The organism is Azonexus sp. MM2026_4 (assembly GCF_055901855.1).
The window spans coordinates 4,239,572-4,255,089 of record NZ_CM148380.1 but is presented as its reverse complement, the minus strand read 5'-3'; the positions used below and the strand labels follow the sequence as shown (position 1 = coordinate 4,255,089).

Annotated in this window: 12 protein-coding genes; all 12 read right to left on the bottom strand. The window is 66.1% G+C overall.

Annotated elements, in window-relative coordinates:
* Nucleotides 1–70: 70 nt before the first annotated feature.
* The 12 genes from AC0KWY_RS20150 to AC0KWY_RS20095 all read right to left on the bottom strand — a co-directional run bounded on the left by AC0KWY_RS20150 (nt 71) and on the right by AC0KWY_RS20095 (nt 15,491).
* A complete protein-coding gene (locus AC0KWY_RS20150; RefSeq protein ID WP_474027271.1) occupies nt 71–463 on the bottom strand; it encodes a SirB2 family protein in 393 nt (130 codons plus the stop codon).
* Nucleotides 460–1,746 carry a hypothetical protein gene (locus AC0KWY_RS20145; RefSeq protein ID WP_474027270.1) on the bottom strand — a complete coding sequence of 429 codons (1,287 nt, stop codon included), beginning with the start codon at nt 1,744–1,746 and terminating at the stop codon, nt 460–462. The genes AC0KWY_RS20150 and AC0KWY_RS20145 overlap by 4 nt, the downstream gene beginning before the upstream one ends.
* Before the next feature lie 7 nt (nt 1,747–1,753).
* On the bottom strand, nt 1,754–1,978 hold the full coding sequence (locus tag AC0KWY_RS20140; RefSeq protein ID WP_474027269.1) for a DUF2249 domain-containing protein: 225 nt from the start codon (nt 1,976–1,978) through the stop codon (nt 1,754–1,756).
* Nucleotides 1,978–2,412, bottom strand: coding sequence for a hemerythrin domain-containing protein (locus AC0KWY_RS20135; RefSeq protein ID WP_474027268.1), 435 nt, complete (start codon nt 2,410–2,412; stop codon nt 1,978–1,980). The genes AC0KWY_RS20140 and AC0KWY_RS20135 overlap by 1 nt, the downstream gene beginning before the upstream one ends.
* A 138-nt stretch (nt 2,413–2,550) precedes the next feature.
* Nucleotides 2,551–3,246: a hypothetical protein gene (locus AC0KWY_RS20130; protein WP_474027267.1), complete on the bottom strand. Its 696-nt coding sequence runs from the start codon at nt 3,244–3,246 to the stop codon at nt 2,551–2,553.
* Entirely contained in the window at nt 3,240–3,692 is a 453-nt protein-coding gene (locus tag AC0KWY_RS20125) for a hypothetical protein (protein ID WP_474027266.1), read from the bottom strand. Before AC0KWY_RS20125 ends, AC0KWY_RS20130 begins: the two co-directional genes overlap by 7 nt.
* A 65-nt stretch (nt 3,693–3,757) precedes the next feature.
* Nucleotides 3,758–6,730, bottom strand: coding sequence for an MASE1 domain-containing protein (locus AC0KWY_RS20120; protein WP_474027265.1), 2,973 nt, complete (start codon nt 6,728–6,730; stop codon nt 3,758–3,760).
* 192 nt (nt 6,731–6,922) lie between these two features.
* The gene (locus AC0KWY_RS20115) at nt 6,923–8,020 is read right to left on the bottom strand and encodes a response regulator (protein ID WP_474027264.1); all 1,098 of its coding nucleotides are present in this window, start codon (nt 8,018–8,020) and stop codon (nt 6,923–6,925) included.
* Entirely contained in the window at nt 8,010–12,194 is a 4,185-nt protein-coding gene (locus tag AC0KWY_RS20110; RefSeq protein WP_474027263.1) for an ATP-binding protein, read from the bottom strand. The genes AC0KWY_RS20115 and AC0KWY_RS20110 overlap by 11 nt, the downstream gene beginning before the upstream one ends.
* Nucleotides 12,195–12,377: 183 nt before the next feature.
* On the bottom strand, nt 12,378–13,118 hold the full coding sequence (locus AC0KWY_RS20105) for an oxygen-binding di-iron domain-containing protein (protein WP_474027262.1): 741 nt from the start codon (nt 13,116–13,118) through the stop codon (nt 12,378–12,380).
* A gap of 16 nt (nt 13,119–13,134) precedes the next feature.
* Nucleotides 13,135–13,746: a chemotaxis protein gene (locus AC0KWY_RS20100; protein WP_474027261.1), complete on the bottom strand. Its 612-nt coding sequence runs from the start codon at nt 13,744–13,746 to the stop codon at nt 13,135–13,137.
* Entirely contained in the window at nt 13,743–15,491 is a 1,749-nt protein-coding gene (locus tag AC0KWY_RS20095; RefSeq protein WP_474027260.1) for a PHA/PHB synthase family protein, read from the bottom strand. The genes AC0KWY_RS20100 and AC0KWY_RS20095 overlap by 4 nt, the downstream gene beginning before the upstream one ends.
* Nucleotides 15,492–15,518 lie beyond the last annotated feature (27 nt).

Here is a 15,518-nt window from a genome sequence, read left to right as displayed (position 1 = left end):
GCCGGGCAGCGTGCCATAGCGGCCGCTCACCCGGCAGATAAGGCCGCTACGGAGCTGCTGGCGCATCCAACTAAGGAGTCCAGGGTAACAGCAAGGGATTGCGGGTCAGCGCGACGCCGACGATATAGCCGTAGGCAAGCACCGCCAGCGCGCCGTAGCGCAGGCGGGCGGCGCGCGTCCGGCCGCGCTTCAAGGCCATCGTGCCCAGTCCGATGTAGGCGAGCAGACCGCCCAGCTTGGCGGTCAGCCAGCCATCGACGAAGGGATACTGGCCGCTCCACAGCGCCAGCGACAGCGCGCTGCCGAGCAGTACGCTGTCGATGATATGCGGCAGGGTGCGCGTCAGGCGCTGATCCAGGCGCGGCGACGCGCTCGCCATCCAGTACAGGCGGAGCAGGAAACCGGCGCCGCTGAGGACGACGCAGGAGATATGCAGGTGGCGCAGCAGCAGGTAGGTGTTCATGCCGGCGCCTGTTGCAACTGCCGGCCGTGCCGCCACGCCGCCTGCAGGAGATTGACGGCGAGCCAGAGTGCGGCGGCGATCAGCAACGCGCCGGCCGGCAGGCTCAGCCAGTCGGGCAGGAAAACGGCGGCCAGCGCCAGACCGGCGGCGGCGACGAAGACCCGGAACTGGCGCTGCATCGGCGCCTCGGGCAACAGCTTGTTCATCGGCGGCAAGGCCTTGCCGACCAGGCCGTGGTTCTGCAGGTCGAGCCAGAGCAGGAAGGGGACGATCTTGACCAGCATGCCGACGATCAGCGGCACGAAGGCGCCGAGCAGCAAGACCAGGCCGAAGGCCGGCGTCCACCGCGGATCGTCGGCGAGCGCCGGGAACAGCGCGCCGGCAGCGAGCATGGCAAACGCCAGCAGCGCGCCGTAGAGGCCGAACTGCCAGTAACGGAAGGTGGTGTCGGGGCGCGCCCGCCGCCGTTTGGCCTGCAGGCGCAGGGTCTGCACCGCGAAGGCGGCGCCGCCGGCGGCGAGCAGCAGGCGGCCGAGCCGCGCCGGCCATTCGGCGTCGAACGCCAGCGCGGCGCTCCAGGCAAGCAGCACGGCGAACAGGAAAACCGGGAAGCGCCACGCCGGCCGCGCCGCGTAACCCGGCGTCAACTGGAACATCGGCACCACGACGTAGGCGACCGCCGCCAGCAGCACCCCGGCCCAGCCGGCCAGACCCCAGGCGGCGTGCAGGTCGGCCAGCGCCAGCAAGGGCAGCGACCAGGCGCCGGCCAGCGCCAGCAGCATGAACAGGCCGCTGCCGCCGACCACGGCGAGCCCGACCAGCGACAGCTTGAGGCCACGGATGCTCGGACTGGTCGACGGCACCCGGAACAGCGCGCTGCCGGCGGCACCGACGAAGACCAGCAAGGCCAGCGCCAGCAGCGTGCCGGCGGCATGCAGCCAGCCCGGCGCCGACCACAGGAAACCGCCGGCCAGCGCCAGCGCGCCGAGGTTGATCGCCGGATGGACGATACGCGCCACCCGCAGCGGCCGCGCCAGGGCGGCGCCGGCGACCACCGGCAGGACCTGGATCAGCGCGCCGAGCATCACCTGCAGCATGAAACCGACGGTGAGCAGATGGGTGGCGGCAAGCGCCGCCGGCGTCCACCGCGAAGCCAGGATGGCCGGCCCGTCGAGCACGGCGAGCAGCCCGGCGAGCGCGATGAACAGCGGCGCCGTGACGAAGAAACGCAGCGGCGCCGCCAGCGGCGGCACCTGGTCGAAGGAGAGCATACCGCTGGCCACGACCGCCTCAGCAGGTGATGCGCACGGCGAAGGTGCCGTCGGCGCGCAGTTCGGTCCGCCAGCGATGGCCGTTCTGCTGCAGCACGCGGTAGAGCGGATGCGGCTCGCGGAACAGAAGGAGCAGCATTTCCTCGCCCGGCTCGAGCGTCGCCAGCATTTCCATGGTGTCGACGAAGGGCTGCGGCGGCTCCAGGTAGCGCGCGTCTACCGTGCGTTCGGCGGGGATGTCCATCAAGCCAGCTCGCTTTGCAGACGTTCCAGCACCGCCGGTTCACCGGCCAGGTGCTGGTCGCACATCGGGTAGAGGACGTTCTCTTCCTTCATGTTGTGCTGCTGCATCATGATCAGCAGGCTTTCCGCCTGGCCGAGGAATTCCTCCAGGTCGCCGCCGCCCAGTGCTTCCTCGGCGACGTCGACCAGCCCGCGCATCTGCTCGTGCTCGATACGCATCATCTGCGTCGGCCCCATGGTCATGCCGGTACGTGCTTCGAAGGCCGGAAACAGCGTCTGCTCCTCGGCCGCGAAGTGGCGCAGCAGCGCCGCGCGGAACTGGCCGAAGGCCGCCGCGGCGGCGGCCGCGTCGCCGCGCTCGACCGCCTGCTCGGCAGCGGCAAAGAAATCGTCGCAATGACGGTGATCGTCGATCAGGAATTCACGAATGCTCATGGCCAGGCTCCAGTAGGGGTTCGCCGGCATTCTCCGCTGGCGTGCCGGAATGCGGCCTTGATGGAAATCAAAACCGGGGAAACGCTGGCAGCGTCCGCGTCACGCTCGCCGAAAATGGAGTCTTCTCGGTCAACTGCCTCATTGCTCCGGCGTCGGGTCCGGGCATTGCCGGTAGGGCCCCTGTTCCAGCACGGTGTACTTCTGCGGATAGTCGCCCTCGCTATTGTCCCAGCCAAAAACCGACAGCATTTCGGTGATCTTCAGTTTCACCCTGCTCTCCCAGCACGACGTCTTAGCATCCGGTTTTGGTGCGAGGAAAGCCTTCTCGGCCTTGAACGCATCCGGAAACTGCAGATGGATTCGTCCCCGGAAAAACAGCGGGGGCTTTTCCGGCCACGACGTCACGGTCGCGCCCAGAAGCGTGAACTCGTCGATGAATTCGGAAGGTTCTCGTCTCAGCACACCGGAAACCACCTGTTCGCCCCGAAAGAAGAAAGCGCCACTTGCCGCGGGCTCGCCCTCGGCATCCTTTGCCATGTGGTAGTCGCACGCGGCGAGCAGTTTGAGACCGGGGAACTGGTTCGGCGGTGTCAGCAACAAGGCCGGACATTTGCTGCCCTGGCAGCGCGCCAGCTCCGGATTGTCATAGTGATGCTGCTGGCAGACATCCGCCCGAACCGTGCCAGATCCCTGCAATGAACAAAGTGCCAATACCAGAAGTATCAGTGATCGCTGGCGCCGGACCTTGCGCCGAACGTGATGGAATCCCTTGCCAGGCCTGGCGGCGAACTCCGCAAGCGAGACGAATTTGACATGCATACTGGATTTCAACATCCACTCTCGAACACAGCGTTCAATACGTCTTCCCCCTGCGGCGTGACAAGCTTCAGCCTGACCTGATAGGTCGTTCCGCAGCAACTGTCCGATGCGACATAGCGCCCGCCGGATTCTCGCCGGTAACAACTCGTCGCCAAGACCGTCTGTGTAACTTCGACGCCTATCCGGTCGCTGGACCACTTCGAGACTCGCACGTCCCCGCTCACTTCGGCGTCCTTCTGCCGACGCTTCAGAAAGTGGTTACTGACGCGGGAGAGGTTGTGGATGATTCCTTGATGCAGCAATTTGGCTTGCCCGTCGCTTTCCACATAGACAGTGCCCCGATTGAAGCGGATGCAATCGTTGGCACATCCATTTTGGCACGGCAGATCCTCGATCGTTGCCGAGAACGCTGCGCCACCAAACAGCACGGCGAAAAACGCAAACAGAAGATAAGCAGGCATGTACCTGCCACAAGATCGCCTCAATCTTCCCCCCTCGTCCAAAGCCTTTCGCACATGCCGGGCAATCAGCGCTCCAGCCAGCGCAGCAGCGTGGCAAAGAAGATTTCCGGCACCACCGGCTTGGCCAGGAAATCGTTCATGCCGGCATCCAGGCAGCGGGCGCGGTCTTCGTTGAACGCGTTGGCGGTCATCGCCAGGATCGGCGTCGTCTGCCGGCCAGGCAGCTGGCGGATCGCCCGCGTTGCGCTCAGGCCGTCCATGCGCGGCATCTGCATGTCCATCAGGATCAGGGCGTAGTCCTTAGCCTGCGCCATGGCGACCGCCTGCTCGCCGTCGTCGGCGGTATCGACGTGCAGGCCGCTGCTGGCGATGAGTTCCTGCGCCACTTCCTGGTTGATCGGGTCGTCCTCGACCAGCAGGATGGCGGTGCCCGCGTAGCGCTCGGCGATGACCCGCTCGGCGGCGACAACCACCGGCTGGGCGGCGCCGCCGTCGGCGTTGTGGTCCTTGAGCAGCCGGGCGGTGAACCAGAAGCGGCTGCCCTGTCCCGGCGTACTACTGACCCCGGCGCTGCCGCCCATCAGCTCGGCCAGCCGCCGGGTGATCGAGAGGCCGAGGCCGGTCCCGCCGTATTTCCGGGTGGTCGAGCTGTCCGCCTGCTCGAAGGCGTCGAACAGCCGGGCGCAAGCTTCAGGCGCGATGCCGATGCCGGTGTCCTCGACTTCGAAGCGCAGCAGGACCGAGTCCTCATCTTCGGCCAGCCGGCCGGCGTGCAGGGTCACCTGGCCGCTCTGGGTGAACTTGATGGCGTTGTTGGCGTAGTTGAGCAAGGCCTGGGTCAGGCGCGTCGGGTCGCCGCGTAGCTTGCGCGGCAGCTTTTCGCTGTTGAGCAGGAATTTCAGGCCCTTGGCCTGCGCCTTGGCGCTGACGATCGAGGCGACGTTGGCAAGCAGGGCCTCGATGGCAAGCTCGGTATTTTCCAGGGTCAGCTTGCCGGCCTCGATCTTCGACAGGTCGAGGATGTCGTTGATGACGCCGAGCAGATGATCGGCCGAGGTGTTGATGGTGTCGAGCCGGGCCGCCTGCTTTTCGGTGACGCCGTCGCGGCGCAGCAGGTGCACCATGCCGAGGATGCCGTTGAGCGGGGTGCGGATTTCATGGCTCATGTTGGCGAGGAAGACGCTCTTGGCGTGCGTCGCCGCCTGCGCGCTGTCGCGTTCGACCCGGCTGCGCAGCATCTCCATGCCGAAGGCGAGGTTGCGCCCCAGCTCTTCTAGCAAACCGACCTCCTCCGCCTGGAAGGCGTCGCTGGCGGCGGAATAGATGGTCAGCGCGCCGATCGTCCGGTGCTCGCAGATCAACGGCAGCGCCATGCTGGCGCGGTAGCCGCGCTGGCGGATCGCCTCGATCCAGGGTGCCATCCGCGGATTGTCGAGAACATTCTGGTTGACGCAGGTGCGACCGCTGCGGATCGCCGTACCGGTCGGCCCCCGGCCTTCCGGCAACTGACTGTCCCAGGAGACGAAAACGCTATCCAGGTAATGGTCTTCGTAACCGGAGCGGGCGACCGGACGAACTGTCTTGCGTGCGTCGTCCTCGGCGAAGCCGACCCAGGCCATCAGGTAGCCGCCCCTGTCGACGACCAGATGGCACAGCGCGTTGAGCAAGGCCGGTTCGTCGCTGGCATGGGCGAGCATCAGGTTGCAGTCGCTGAGCAGGCGCAGGGCGCGGCCCAGGCGCAATTGTTCGTCCTCGGCACGCTTGCGTTCGCTGATGTCGTGCGTCACCTTGGAGAAGCCCACCAGTTCCCCACTTGGGGCACGCAGGGCAGTAAGGACCATGTCGGCAAAGAAACGGCTGCCGTCCTTGTGCAGCCGCCAGCCACTATTCTCGGCCCGCCCTTCGCCGACCGCCTGCGCCAGCAGCCTGGCCGGCTTGTCCTGGCGCACGTCTTCCGGCGGATAGAAAAGATCGATCGTCCGACCGATGACTTCATCGGCCGCGTAGCCTTCCAGATGTTTCGAGCCTTCGTTCCAGGTGGCAATCCGCCCCTCTGGATCGAGCATGATGATCGAGTAATCCTTGACGCTCTCGGTCATCAGGCGCAGGCGCGCCTCGCTCTTGAACAGCACCTCCTCGGCGTGGTCGCGCTCGGTTTTCAGGGCGGACAGCGAAAGGCCTGTCAGCTGTGTGGTGGCGATGTAGCTCCAGAGCAGGATCAGGCCGAGCTGGCCATCGCCGAAGTGGAAGGCGCCGACGCCGACCGACGCGCTCCAGGCAGCGACCATGGCAAAGCCGAGACAGGCGACGGCCGCCGCCAGCACACCGAAATGCAGCGCCGCCCAGGCAAACAGCGGCAGCGTGAGAAAGGCTATCGGCAGGCGCAGGCCGGCCTCGCCGTAGTTCATGACGAAGGCCAGCCAGGCGACGATGCCGGCGATCACGAACCAGAGCGCCAGGCTGCGCTTCTTGCCGCCGAGCCGGGCGAGGTTTTCCCAGGTCAGCGGCAGCAGGAGCGGACCGGCCAGCAGGACGCCGACGGTATCGCCGACCCACCAGGTCAGCCAGGCGATACCGATGGCGTCACCGCTCACCTCGCCCGCCAGGTAGAGGGAGAGAACGCCGCCGGAGGCCGAAACGAGCATGCCGCTGCCACTGGCGGCGATGAAGTTGACGACGTCGACCTGGCGGCTGAAAGACAGGTTGAAGCCGACCCGCCGCAGCCAGCTAGCGGCCAGCCACGGCGCCAGCGTGTTACCAACGGCGGTGGCGCAGGCGAGCGGCGGCGGCGCGCCAATCGCCGAGTTGACCAGGAAGGCCGCCAGCGCGACTCCCGGCCACATCGCGTTTCCCCAGCGCAGCAGCGCGGCGACGGCGATCCCGGTGGGCAACCAGATGAGCGTGATGTGCGAGTCGAAATAAGGGAGCTTCAGCCCCAGCCAGCCGGCGATGAAATAGGCCGCGCAGACCAGCCCCGCCCGGCCGAGCGTGCGCCCCCAGGCAGCATCGAATGCGGCGTTTTGGCTGATTGCGGTCATCGTCCCCCGTCCGTCGTTTGCCGGAGCGTAAAAAGGCTGCCCGGACACTTCAGGAAATCGCCGCCGTGACCGACACGGCCGGCAGCGCGCCCTTCCCTGCCGCCGTCGCCGCAGGGCGGATATTGACTTCATCATACTCCGGCAACGAAGCACGCGTCACCGCCGGCCGGCTGTCACCGGGGAACGAAGGCCCTATTCATGGTCCTGAAACTGGCGGGCGATGCTGCGGAACTCGTCCTCGATTTCCTGGAATACGGCGATCAGCTCGGGGTCGAAATGTTTGCCGCTGCCTTCGAGGATGATGGCGACCGCCTGCTCGTGGCTGAAGGCCGGTTTGTAGACGCGCTTGCTGATCAGCGCGTCATAGACGTCGGCCACCGCCATCAGCCGTGCCGACAGCGGAATGGCCTCGCCAGCGAGACCTTGCGGGTAACCGCTGCCGTCCCATTTCTCCTGGTGCGCATGGGCGATTTCGCCGGCGATGCGCAGGAAGCCGTCCTCGCCTTCCAGATGCTGCTCGGCGCGGCGGATCGCTTCGAGGCCCAGCGTGGTGTGGGTTTTCATGATTTCGAATTCGGCGTCGTCGAGCTTGCCCGGCTTGAGCAGGATGTGGTCGGGAATGCCGACCTTGCCGATGTCGTGCAGCGGCGCCGATTTGTAGAGCAATTCGATGGTCAGCTCGTCGAGTTCGCCGGCGTATTTCGGGTTGCGCCGCAGGCTCTGGGCGAGCGCCCTGACGTAGCGCTGCGTGCGCAGGATGTGGTTGCCAGTCTCGTTGTCGCGGGTTTCGGCCAGCGAAGCCATGGCGATGATCGTCACGTCCTGGATGCGCTGCACCTGGCGCGTGCGCTTCTGCACTTCCTGTTCCAGCCAGGCGTTCTGCTGCGCCAACTGGTCGCGGCTGCGCTTCAGGGCGACGTGCGTGTGCACGCGGGCGACCAGGATCAGCGGATTGATCGGCTTGCCAACGTAATCGACCGCACCGAGCTCGAAGCCGCGCCGCTCATCCTCGGATTCCGTGCGCGCGGTGAGGAAGATCACCGGAATGTCGGCTGTTGCCGGATTCTGCTTGAGCCGCGCGCAGACTTCGTAGCCGTCCATCTCCGGCATCATGATGTCGAGCAGGATCAGCGCCGGCGGCGGCGCCTGGGCCGCCAGTTCAAGCGCCTGCGGGCCGTTGGTGGCGACCCGCACCTTGTAGTCGTCCATCAGCAGCGCGCTGACCAGGCGCAGGTTCTCCGGGGTGTCGTCCACCACGAGGATGCTGGTCTTGACGGCATCAACGCTCATGGCGCAGCCCTCCCACAGTGGCATGAAGAATGTCCAGCGCGCTGCGGAACTCGTAGTCGTGGACAGCTTTTTCGAAGGTTTCGCAAGCCGCCGCCGGCAAGGCCGAGCGGAAGGCGGCGAGGTGATCGATCAGGTAGTCGATCGCCGCGCCATCCTGATCGGCGAGATAGGCCGCCAGTTGCTCCAGGATGGCGGCGGCTTCGGCCGAGGTCGCCGCCGCCGTCGTCGCTGGCGCGTTGGCGGCGGCCGGCAGGACGCCCAGGCGGATCGCCTCGGCGAGCGCCGCCAGGGCGTCGAGGAATCCGGCGGCCGCCTCGGCCGCCAGGTGATCCTGGCGCAGCGCGCTTTCCAGCGCCGCCGCCTGCTGGTGCAAGGCTTCGGCGCCGAGGTTGCCGAGCACGCCCTTCAGGGTATGCAGTAACCGGGCAAGCTGCGCCGTGTCCCCGGCGGCCAGCGCGCTGCGCAGTTGGCGGTCGTGCTCGGCCTGATGCTGCACGAACTGCAGCAGCATTTCCCGGTACAGCGCCGTTTTGCCGTTCACCCGCTGCAGGCCGGCGACCACGTCGAGGCCGTCGATCGCCGGGAAAACCGGCGCAACGGCCGGCTCGCCGCCGCGGGACGGTGTGCCGGCCCCGGGTTGGGTGCCGGCATAGCGCGCCCAGCGGGCGATGGTGCGCAGGAAACTCGGCGGATCGATCGGCTTGCCGACATGGTCGACCATGCCGGCGTCGATGCAGCGTTGCCGCTCCTCGATCATCGCGTGCGCGGTCATGGCGACGATCGGCAGATCGGCGAAGCGGCCGTCGGCACGCACCCGCCGGGTGGCCTCGATGCCGTCCATTTCCGGCATCTGCAGGTCCATCAGCAGCAGGTGGTAGGTGGGCGCCGCAGCGGCGTTCAGCATGTCCAGCACCTGCCTGCCGTTGCTGGCGACATCGACCGCCGCGCCGGCTTCGCGCAGCAGTTCGATGGCAATCTGCTGGTTGATCGGGTTGTCTTCCGCCAGCAGGATGTGCAGACCGTCGAGCATGCCGTTCGGCAGCAGGGTGTCGTCGTCCGCCCGGTAGACGTGGCTGCGGAACTGCTCGTCGTCCACCACGGCGAATTCGGCGGCAAAGCTGAACTGCGAGCCGACGCCGGCGATGCTGTCGACAGCGATCTCGCCGCCCATCGCTTCGACGATGCGCTTGCTGATGGTCAGACCGAGACCGGTGCCGCCGTATTTGCGGGTGGTCGAGCCGTCGGCCTGCGAGAACGGCTGGAACAGCTTTTCCAGTTGCACCGGCGTCATGCCGATGCCGGTATCGCGCACGCGAAAGCGCAGCAGCGCCTGTTCGCCCCGCAATTCCTGCGGCGCGACGGCAATCTCGACGCGCCCGCGCTCGGTGAACTTGACTGCGTTGTTGGCGAGGTTGATCAGGACCTGCCCCAGACGCGTGGGATCGCCGAGGAAATGGCCGGGCGTCGCCGGATCGACGCTGATCAGGAACTCCAGTCCTTTTTCGGCGGCGCGCCCGCCGACCACGGTGCGCACCGATTCGAAGACTTCGTCGAGGGCGAACGCGGTGTGCTCCAGCTCCAGCTTGCCGGCCTCGATCTTCGAGAAATCCAGAATGTCGTTGATGATGCGCAGCAGCGAGGTGGCGGCCAGGTTGGCCTTGGCGATGTAGTCGCGCTGGCGGGCATCGAGGTCGGTCTTCAGCGCGAGATGCGACATGCCGATGATGGCGTTCATCGGCGTCCGGATCTCGTGACTCATGTTGGCCAGGAAATCCGATTTCAGCCGCGTCGCCTCCAGGGCGACGTCGCGCGCCCGCGCCAGCTCCTCCTCGGCGCGCTTGCGCCGGCTGATGTCGCGGACGAAGGAACTGAAGGTGTAGCTGTCGCCGACCTTGACCGGCCAGATCGACAGTTCGACATCGATGATGCCCTTCTCCCGCGTCAATGCCGTGATCTCGATCCGCTGGTTGACCAGGCTGCCCTGGCCGGTCTCGGCGAAACGACGGACGCCCGCTTCGTGCATTTCCCGGTACGGCTCGGGGACGATCAACTGGCTCATCTTCTGGCCGATGGCTTCGTCGCGCCGCCAGCCGAAAATCTGCTCCGCCGCCGGGTTCCAATCCACGATCATGCTCTGCGCGTCGATCGTGATCACCGCGTCGTTCGCCGTATCGAGCAGCATGCGCGTGCGCTCGGCGGCGCGGGCCAGTTCGACCGTGGCCGCTTCGGCGCTTTCCTTGGCGCTGCGCAACTCGTCCTCGGCACGGTTGCGGCTCTCCTCGGACAGCGTGATCCACCACGTGGCGATGCTCGACAACACCGCCAGGCCAAAGAAGATGCGGATCAGGTAGTCGTCGAACTTGTCCAGCACCTCGGGGGAAAACGCCTTCATGCCACCGGGCAGGGTCGTCCACAAGGTCACCCCGATCATCAGCAGCATGAAGCCCCAGATCAGGGTGAAGGTGGCGACGCGTTGCGCGCTCAGTCGCGAAACCTCCCGCCATGACAAGCGGTTCAGTGCGGCATGCACGGCGTCGCGATAGATGTCGGACCAGCGCCTGGCTTTCGGTTTGCAGACATCCTTGCAGTTCGGGTCGAGCGTGCAGCACAGCGAACAGATGTTGACGCCGTGGTGCGGGCAGTAGGCCGAATCGGCCTCGGCGTAATGGTGTTCGCAGATGCCGCAGGTGACCAGCGCGTTCGAGCGCTCCGGGAAACTGCTGCGGCGCGCGATGTAATACTTGCCCTTGGTGACGTAGGCGATCAGCGGGGCGAGGACGAAGGCGAGCGCCGCCGCGATCAGCCAGGAATAGGCCTGCGCGTAGTCGCCCAGCACGCCGCTGAAGGCGATGGTGGAGACGATCGACGCCACCGTCATGCTGACCACGCCGACCGGGTTGAAGTTGTACAGGTGGGCGCGCTTGAATTCGACCAGCGGCGGACTGAGGCCGAGCGGCTTGTTGATCGACAGGTCGGCGACCACGGCGCAGACCCAGGCGACGGCGATGTTCGAATAGAGGCCGAGGACGCTGTTCATCGCCTCGAACAGGTCGAGTTCCATCAAGAGCAGCGCGATGGCGCAGTTGAAGACGAGCCAGACGACGCGCCCCGGGTGCGAATGGGTGATGCGGGAAAAGAAGTTCGACCAGGCCAGCGAACCGGCGTAGGCGTTGGTGACGTTGACCTTGAGTTCCGAGACGCAGACGAAGATGGCGCCGATCAGCAGCGCCGTTTCCGGGTTGTCGATGGCGTAGCGGAAGGCGGTGTTGAAGATCTGGATCGGCTCCTTGGCATCGGCCACGGCAACCCCGGCGAGCACCGCGACGGCGGCGAGCAGCATGCCGCCGAGCTGCTTGAGGAAGGCGATGACGATCCAGCCGGGACCGCCGAGCAGCATGTTGAACCACCAGCCGAGGCGGTTGCCGCGCTCGCGCTCGGGCATGAAGCGCAGGTAATCGACCTGCTCGCCGATCTGGGCGATCAGCGCGAAGGAGATCCCGGCGGCGATGCCGAAATGGTAGGGATCGAAGCCGTTGCTCTTCGAGACATCGCCGGCGAAGCGGGTCATCGCCGCGAGCGCCGCCGGCTCGCGCGTCAGCACGTAGTAGAAGGGCACGGCGAGCAGGATCAGCCACAGTGGCTGGGTCCATTGGTGGAAACGGTTGATCGCGGTGACGCCGTAATAGACGACGGGAATCACCACCACCGTGCACACGATGTAGCCGAGCCACAGCGGCATGCCGAAGTAGAGCTTGATCGCCTGCGCCATGATGGCGGTTTCGACGGCGAGGAAGATGAAGGTGAAGGAGGCGTAGATCAGCGAGGTGAAGGTCGAGCCGACATAGCCGAAGCCGGCGGCGCGCGTCAGCAGGTCCATGTCGATGTTGTGGCGCGCCGAATACTGGCAGATCGGCAGGCCGGCGACGAAGATCATGATGCCGGCGAAGATCAGCGCCCAGATCGCGTTGGCGAAGCCGAAATCGAGCAGCAGCAGGGCGCCGATCGCCTCGTAGGAGAGCGCCGAGTTGGTGCCGATCATGGTGTTGCCGATCACCGACGGCGACCACTTGCGGAAACTCGCCGGCGAATAGCGCAGCGCGTAGTCCTCGATCGACTCCGTCGCCACCCAGCGATTGTATTGACGCTTGACCTTTTCAGCCGATGCCGTCGCCATTCCGCCCAACTCCCCATGTCTGGCGGCGCATCTCCGGTCGATGCGCTTGCGTTACGCAATGTTAGACGGATTTACGCGCCGATTGAAGAATGCCTCCAGCAAATTCTTTGCGCGTCGCCGCCGGCGAGGGGGATTGCCGTCGCCCCGGCAGGTCGCCCCCGGAGAAGCGGGGCGCGACCTGCCTCAGCCGCCGATCACACCCACCGGCAGCGCGTCGAACCAGTGGATGAAACGCTGTACGTCGGCGCCGCGGTAGATGGCGCCGTGCTGCGGGCAGAGGAAATCGATGTCGAGCGCGGCGACGCGTTCGCACCAGCGGCGCTTGGCTTCGTTGGAGCCCATCCAGCGTTGGTGAAAGGCTTCGGCGTGGCGGATGTGGGCGTCGAAATCGTCGACGAAGAGGCCATCCTGGCCGGCCGGCAGGAGCGCCGCGCCGACGTCGCCGGAGAACAGGATCTTCGCCTTGCGGTCGTAGAGGTGGAAATTGCCGGAGGCATGCAGGTAATGGGCGGGCACCGCCTGCAGCGGCAGACCGCCGAGGGATATTTCCATGCCGGCGTCGGGGATAGGCACGAAGGTTTCCGGGGCGCCGCCGAAGTGCGGGATGAAGCCGGCCCACAGCCAGCTGACGTAGCAGCGCAGGCCGGGGTTGAATTCCAGCCACAGCGCCAGCGACGAGCAGATGTCGGGGTCCTGGTGCGACGCGAACAGCGCGCTCAGCGCGGAAGGATCGAATTCGCCGGCGAGCGCCGAGAAGACAGCGGGAAAGATTTCGGCGCCGCCTGGGTCGAGCAGGATGCCCTTGCCGCCGTGGGTGACCAGGTATTCGTTGGTATCGATCAGATGCCCCGGCCGCTCCGGGTCGCGCACGATGGCGACCCACTTGTGGTCGCCGTCCTGGAAAATGGTACTGGTCTTCTTCACCCCGCCCCTACCCGTCTTAGTTGTTCTTGAAAAAATCCGAACGCTGCAGCGCCTGCAGCGAATTGCGTATTTCCTCGACGACGCCGTCGAATTCGCCGGAAACCTGGGTCAGCGCCCCGGCAAAGCCTTGACCGTAAGCCGCTTCGATCTTCGCCGACTTGGCCAGCACGCCACCCAGTTCGACCAGTTGGAAGGCGTCTTCGAGCGCCCGCCGCAACTGCCGACGCAAATCGCCGAGATGCTGCTGGTGCTCGGCGTTGAGCTGTTCGCGGCGGCGCACCAGATCGTCCAGCTGGTGCGCCGGGACGCCGGCGACGGCGGCGCGCAGCAGCCGGGTGTTGCGGATGTCCTGGAGGACGACCGAAACGTCGCGCACGCCGGCGTGGATGTGCGCGGTCAGCGCCTGCATCTGCGTCCGCAGGTCCTGCGAGAAGACGCGCAACTCGTTGGAGAGGACGCCGAAGCCGCGCGCGTTGATGCCGGCGCGCTTGGCCAGGAAGATGGCGTTGAGCGCCATCAGGTTGATGCGGAAGGCGACGGCGACGACGGCCTTGACCTCCTCGTTGATGCGGACGATGCGCCGCAGGTCTTCGCCGGCACCAGCGGCGCCCACCAGCGGCAAGCTCATTTCTCGAGGACGTAGGTGCCGGGCGCGTCGGCCAGCGCCGGGAACTTGCGGTTCGCCGCCGGGTAGGCGTCGACCAGTTCGCCGGTACGTTCGCCGAGCCAGGCGGTCCAGTCCTGCCACCAGGTGCCGGGTTTCTTGTCGGCGCGGTCGAGCCAGTGTTCCCAGTGCTCGTTGCGTTCCGGCTCGGCGATCCAGTAGGCGCGCTTGGGCGGATTAACCGGCGGATTGACGATGCCGAGGATGTGCCCGGAGGTGGACAGGACGAAGCGCACCGGCGCCTTGACGTTGACGTACTTGCGGATGCGGTAGCACTGCTTCCACGGCGCGATGTGGTCGTCCTCGGCGGTCACCGCGTAAAGCGGCTGGACGATGCGGTCGAGGTCGATCGGCTCGCCGGCGATGGTCAGCTTGTCGCGCTTGATCAGGTTGTTGTTGAGGTACATCTCGCGCAGGTAGTAGGAATGCATCGCCGCCGGCATGCGCGTCGAATCGACGTTCCAGAACAGCACGTCGAAAGGCGGCAGCGCTTCGCCGAGCAGGTAGCTGTTGACCCAGTAGTGCCAGACCAGGCTGTTCGAGCGCAGCAGGCGGAACGAGGTGGCCATTTCGGCACCGTCGAGATAACCGCGCTTGGCCATCGTCTCTTCCAGCGCGCCGACGCAGGCTTCGTCGATGAAGACGTCGATGTCGCCGGGGTGCGAGAAATCGGTCAGCGTGGTGAACAGGGTCCAGTGCGCAACCGGCATCTGCTCGGCGGCGAAACGCTTGTTGGCCCAGGCCATGTAGGTGCTGACCAGGGTGCCGCCGATGCAGTAGCCGACCAGGTGCACCTGCGGCACTTTGCAGAATTCGCCGGCGACGCGGACCACTTCATTGACGCCTTCGAGCAGGTAATCGTCAAAGCGCAGGTCGCGCATCTCGGCATCGGGATTCTTCCAGCTCGTGATGAAGACCGAGAAGCCCTGGTCGGTCAGGTACTTGATCAGGCTCTTCTTGGCGTTCAGGTCGAGGATGTAGAACTTGTTGATCCACGGCGTGACGATGACGATCGGCATCGCCCGCACCTGCTCGGTGGTCGGCGTGTAGTGGATCAGTTCGACCAGGCGGTTGCGGAAGATCACCTTGCCCGGCGTCGTCGCCAGGTCCTTGCCGACGGTGAAGGCGTCGGGCTCGACCATCTGGATGTTCTTCGCCTTGGCGTCGCGCTGGAAGTTGGCCCAGCCGCGGCGCAGGCTGTCGCCCTGGGTGGCGACGGCGCGTTCGAGGGCGACCGGGTTGGTCCACAGGAAATTGGTCGGCGCCACCATGTTCAGCCACTTGCGCGACCAGAACGCCGCCCGCCGCCGCTCCTTGTCCGACATGCCGGGCGTCTCGAAGAGCATGTCCTGCAGGCGGTGGGTGAAGGCGAGGTACCACTCCTTGACGATGTCCCAGGACGCCGAATCGCTCCATACCGGGGAGGCGAAACGGGCGTCGTCGGCATGCGGCCGGATCACGTCCTCGGACGCAATGCCGAGCGCCCGCCGGGCGACGTGCGCCTGCAACGCGAGCAGGTCGGCGGAGAGCGCGTTGACCGCGCGCGTCAGTTCCTGCGGGTGCATCAGCCACGCCATCTGCGCGTTGAGCAGCGAGGTGGTCGCCCCGAAGGGATCGATCGCCTTGCTCACTGCCCGGCTGACCGTCTCGACCGGGCTCAGCCCGCCGAGGTCGATGCTGCTGTCTTGTGTTGCCGAATTGCCTGACATGGAATTCTCCCTGACAACCGATTGATC

What these genes read in the sequence shown, in the direction of transcription:
- AC0KWY_RS20150 (WP_474027271.1), bottom strand. Translation starts at nt 463, where the DNA reads ATGAACACCTACCTGCTGCTGCGCCACCTGCATATCTCCTGCGTCGTC.
- AC0KWY_RS20140 (WP_474027269.1), bottom strand. Translation starts at nt 1,978, where the DNA reads ATGGACATCCCCGCCGAACGCACGGTAGACGCGCGCTACCTGGAGCCG.
- AC0KWY_RS20135 (WP_474027268.1), bottom strand. Translation starts at nt 2,412, where the DNA reads ATGAGCATTCGTGAATTCCTGATCGACGATCACCGTCATTGCGACGAT.
- AC0KWY_RS20130 (WP_474027267.1), bottom strand. Translation starts at nt 3,246, where the DNA reads ATGTTGAAATCCAGTATGCATGTCAAATTCGTCTCGCTTGCGGAGTTC.
- AC0KWY_RS20125 (WP_474027266.1), bottom strand. Translation starts at nt 3,692, where the DNA reads ATGCCTGCTTATCTTCTGTTTGCGTTTTTCGCCGTGCTGTTTGGTGGC.
- AC0KWY_RS20120 (WP_474027265.1), bottom strand. Translation starts at nt 6,730, where the DNA reads ATGACCGCAATCAGCCAAAACGCCGCATTCGATGCTGCCTGGGGGCGC.
- AC0KWY_RS20115 (WP_474027264.1), bottom strand. Translation starts at nt 8,020, where the DNA reads ATGAGCGTTGATGCCGTCAAGACCAGCATCCTCGTGGTGGACGACACC.
- AC0KWY_RS20110 (WP_474027263.1), bottom strand. Translation starts at nt 12,194, where the DNA reads ATGGCGACGGCATCGGCTGAAAAGGTCAAGCGTCAATACAATCGCTGG.
- AC0KWY_RS20100 (WP_474027261.1), bottom strand. Translation starts at nt 13,746, where the DNA reads ATGAGCTTGCCGCTGGTGGGCGCCGCTGGTGCCGGCGAAGACCTGCGG.
- AC0KWY_RS20095 (WP_474027260.1), bottom strand. Translation starts at nt 15,491, where the DNA reads ATGTCAGGCAATTCGGCAACACAAGACAGCAGCATCGACCTCGGCGGG.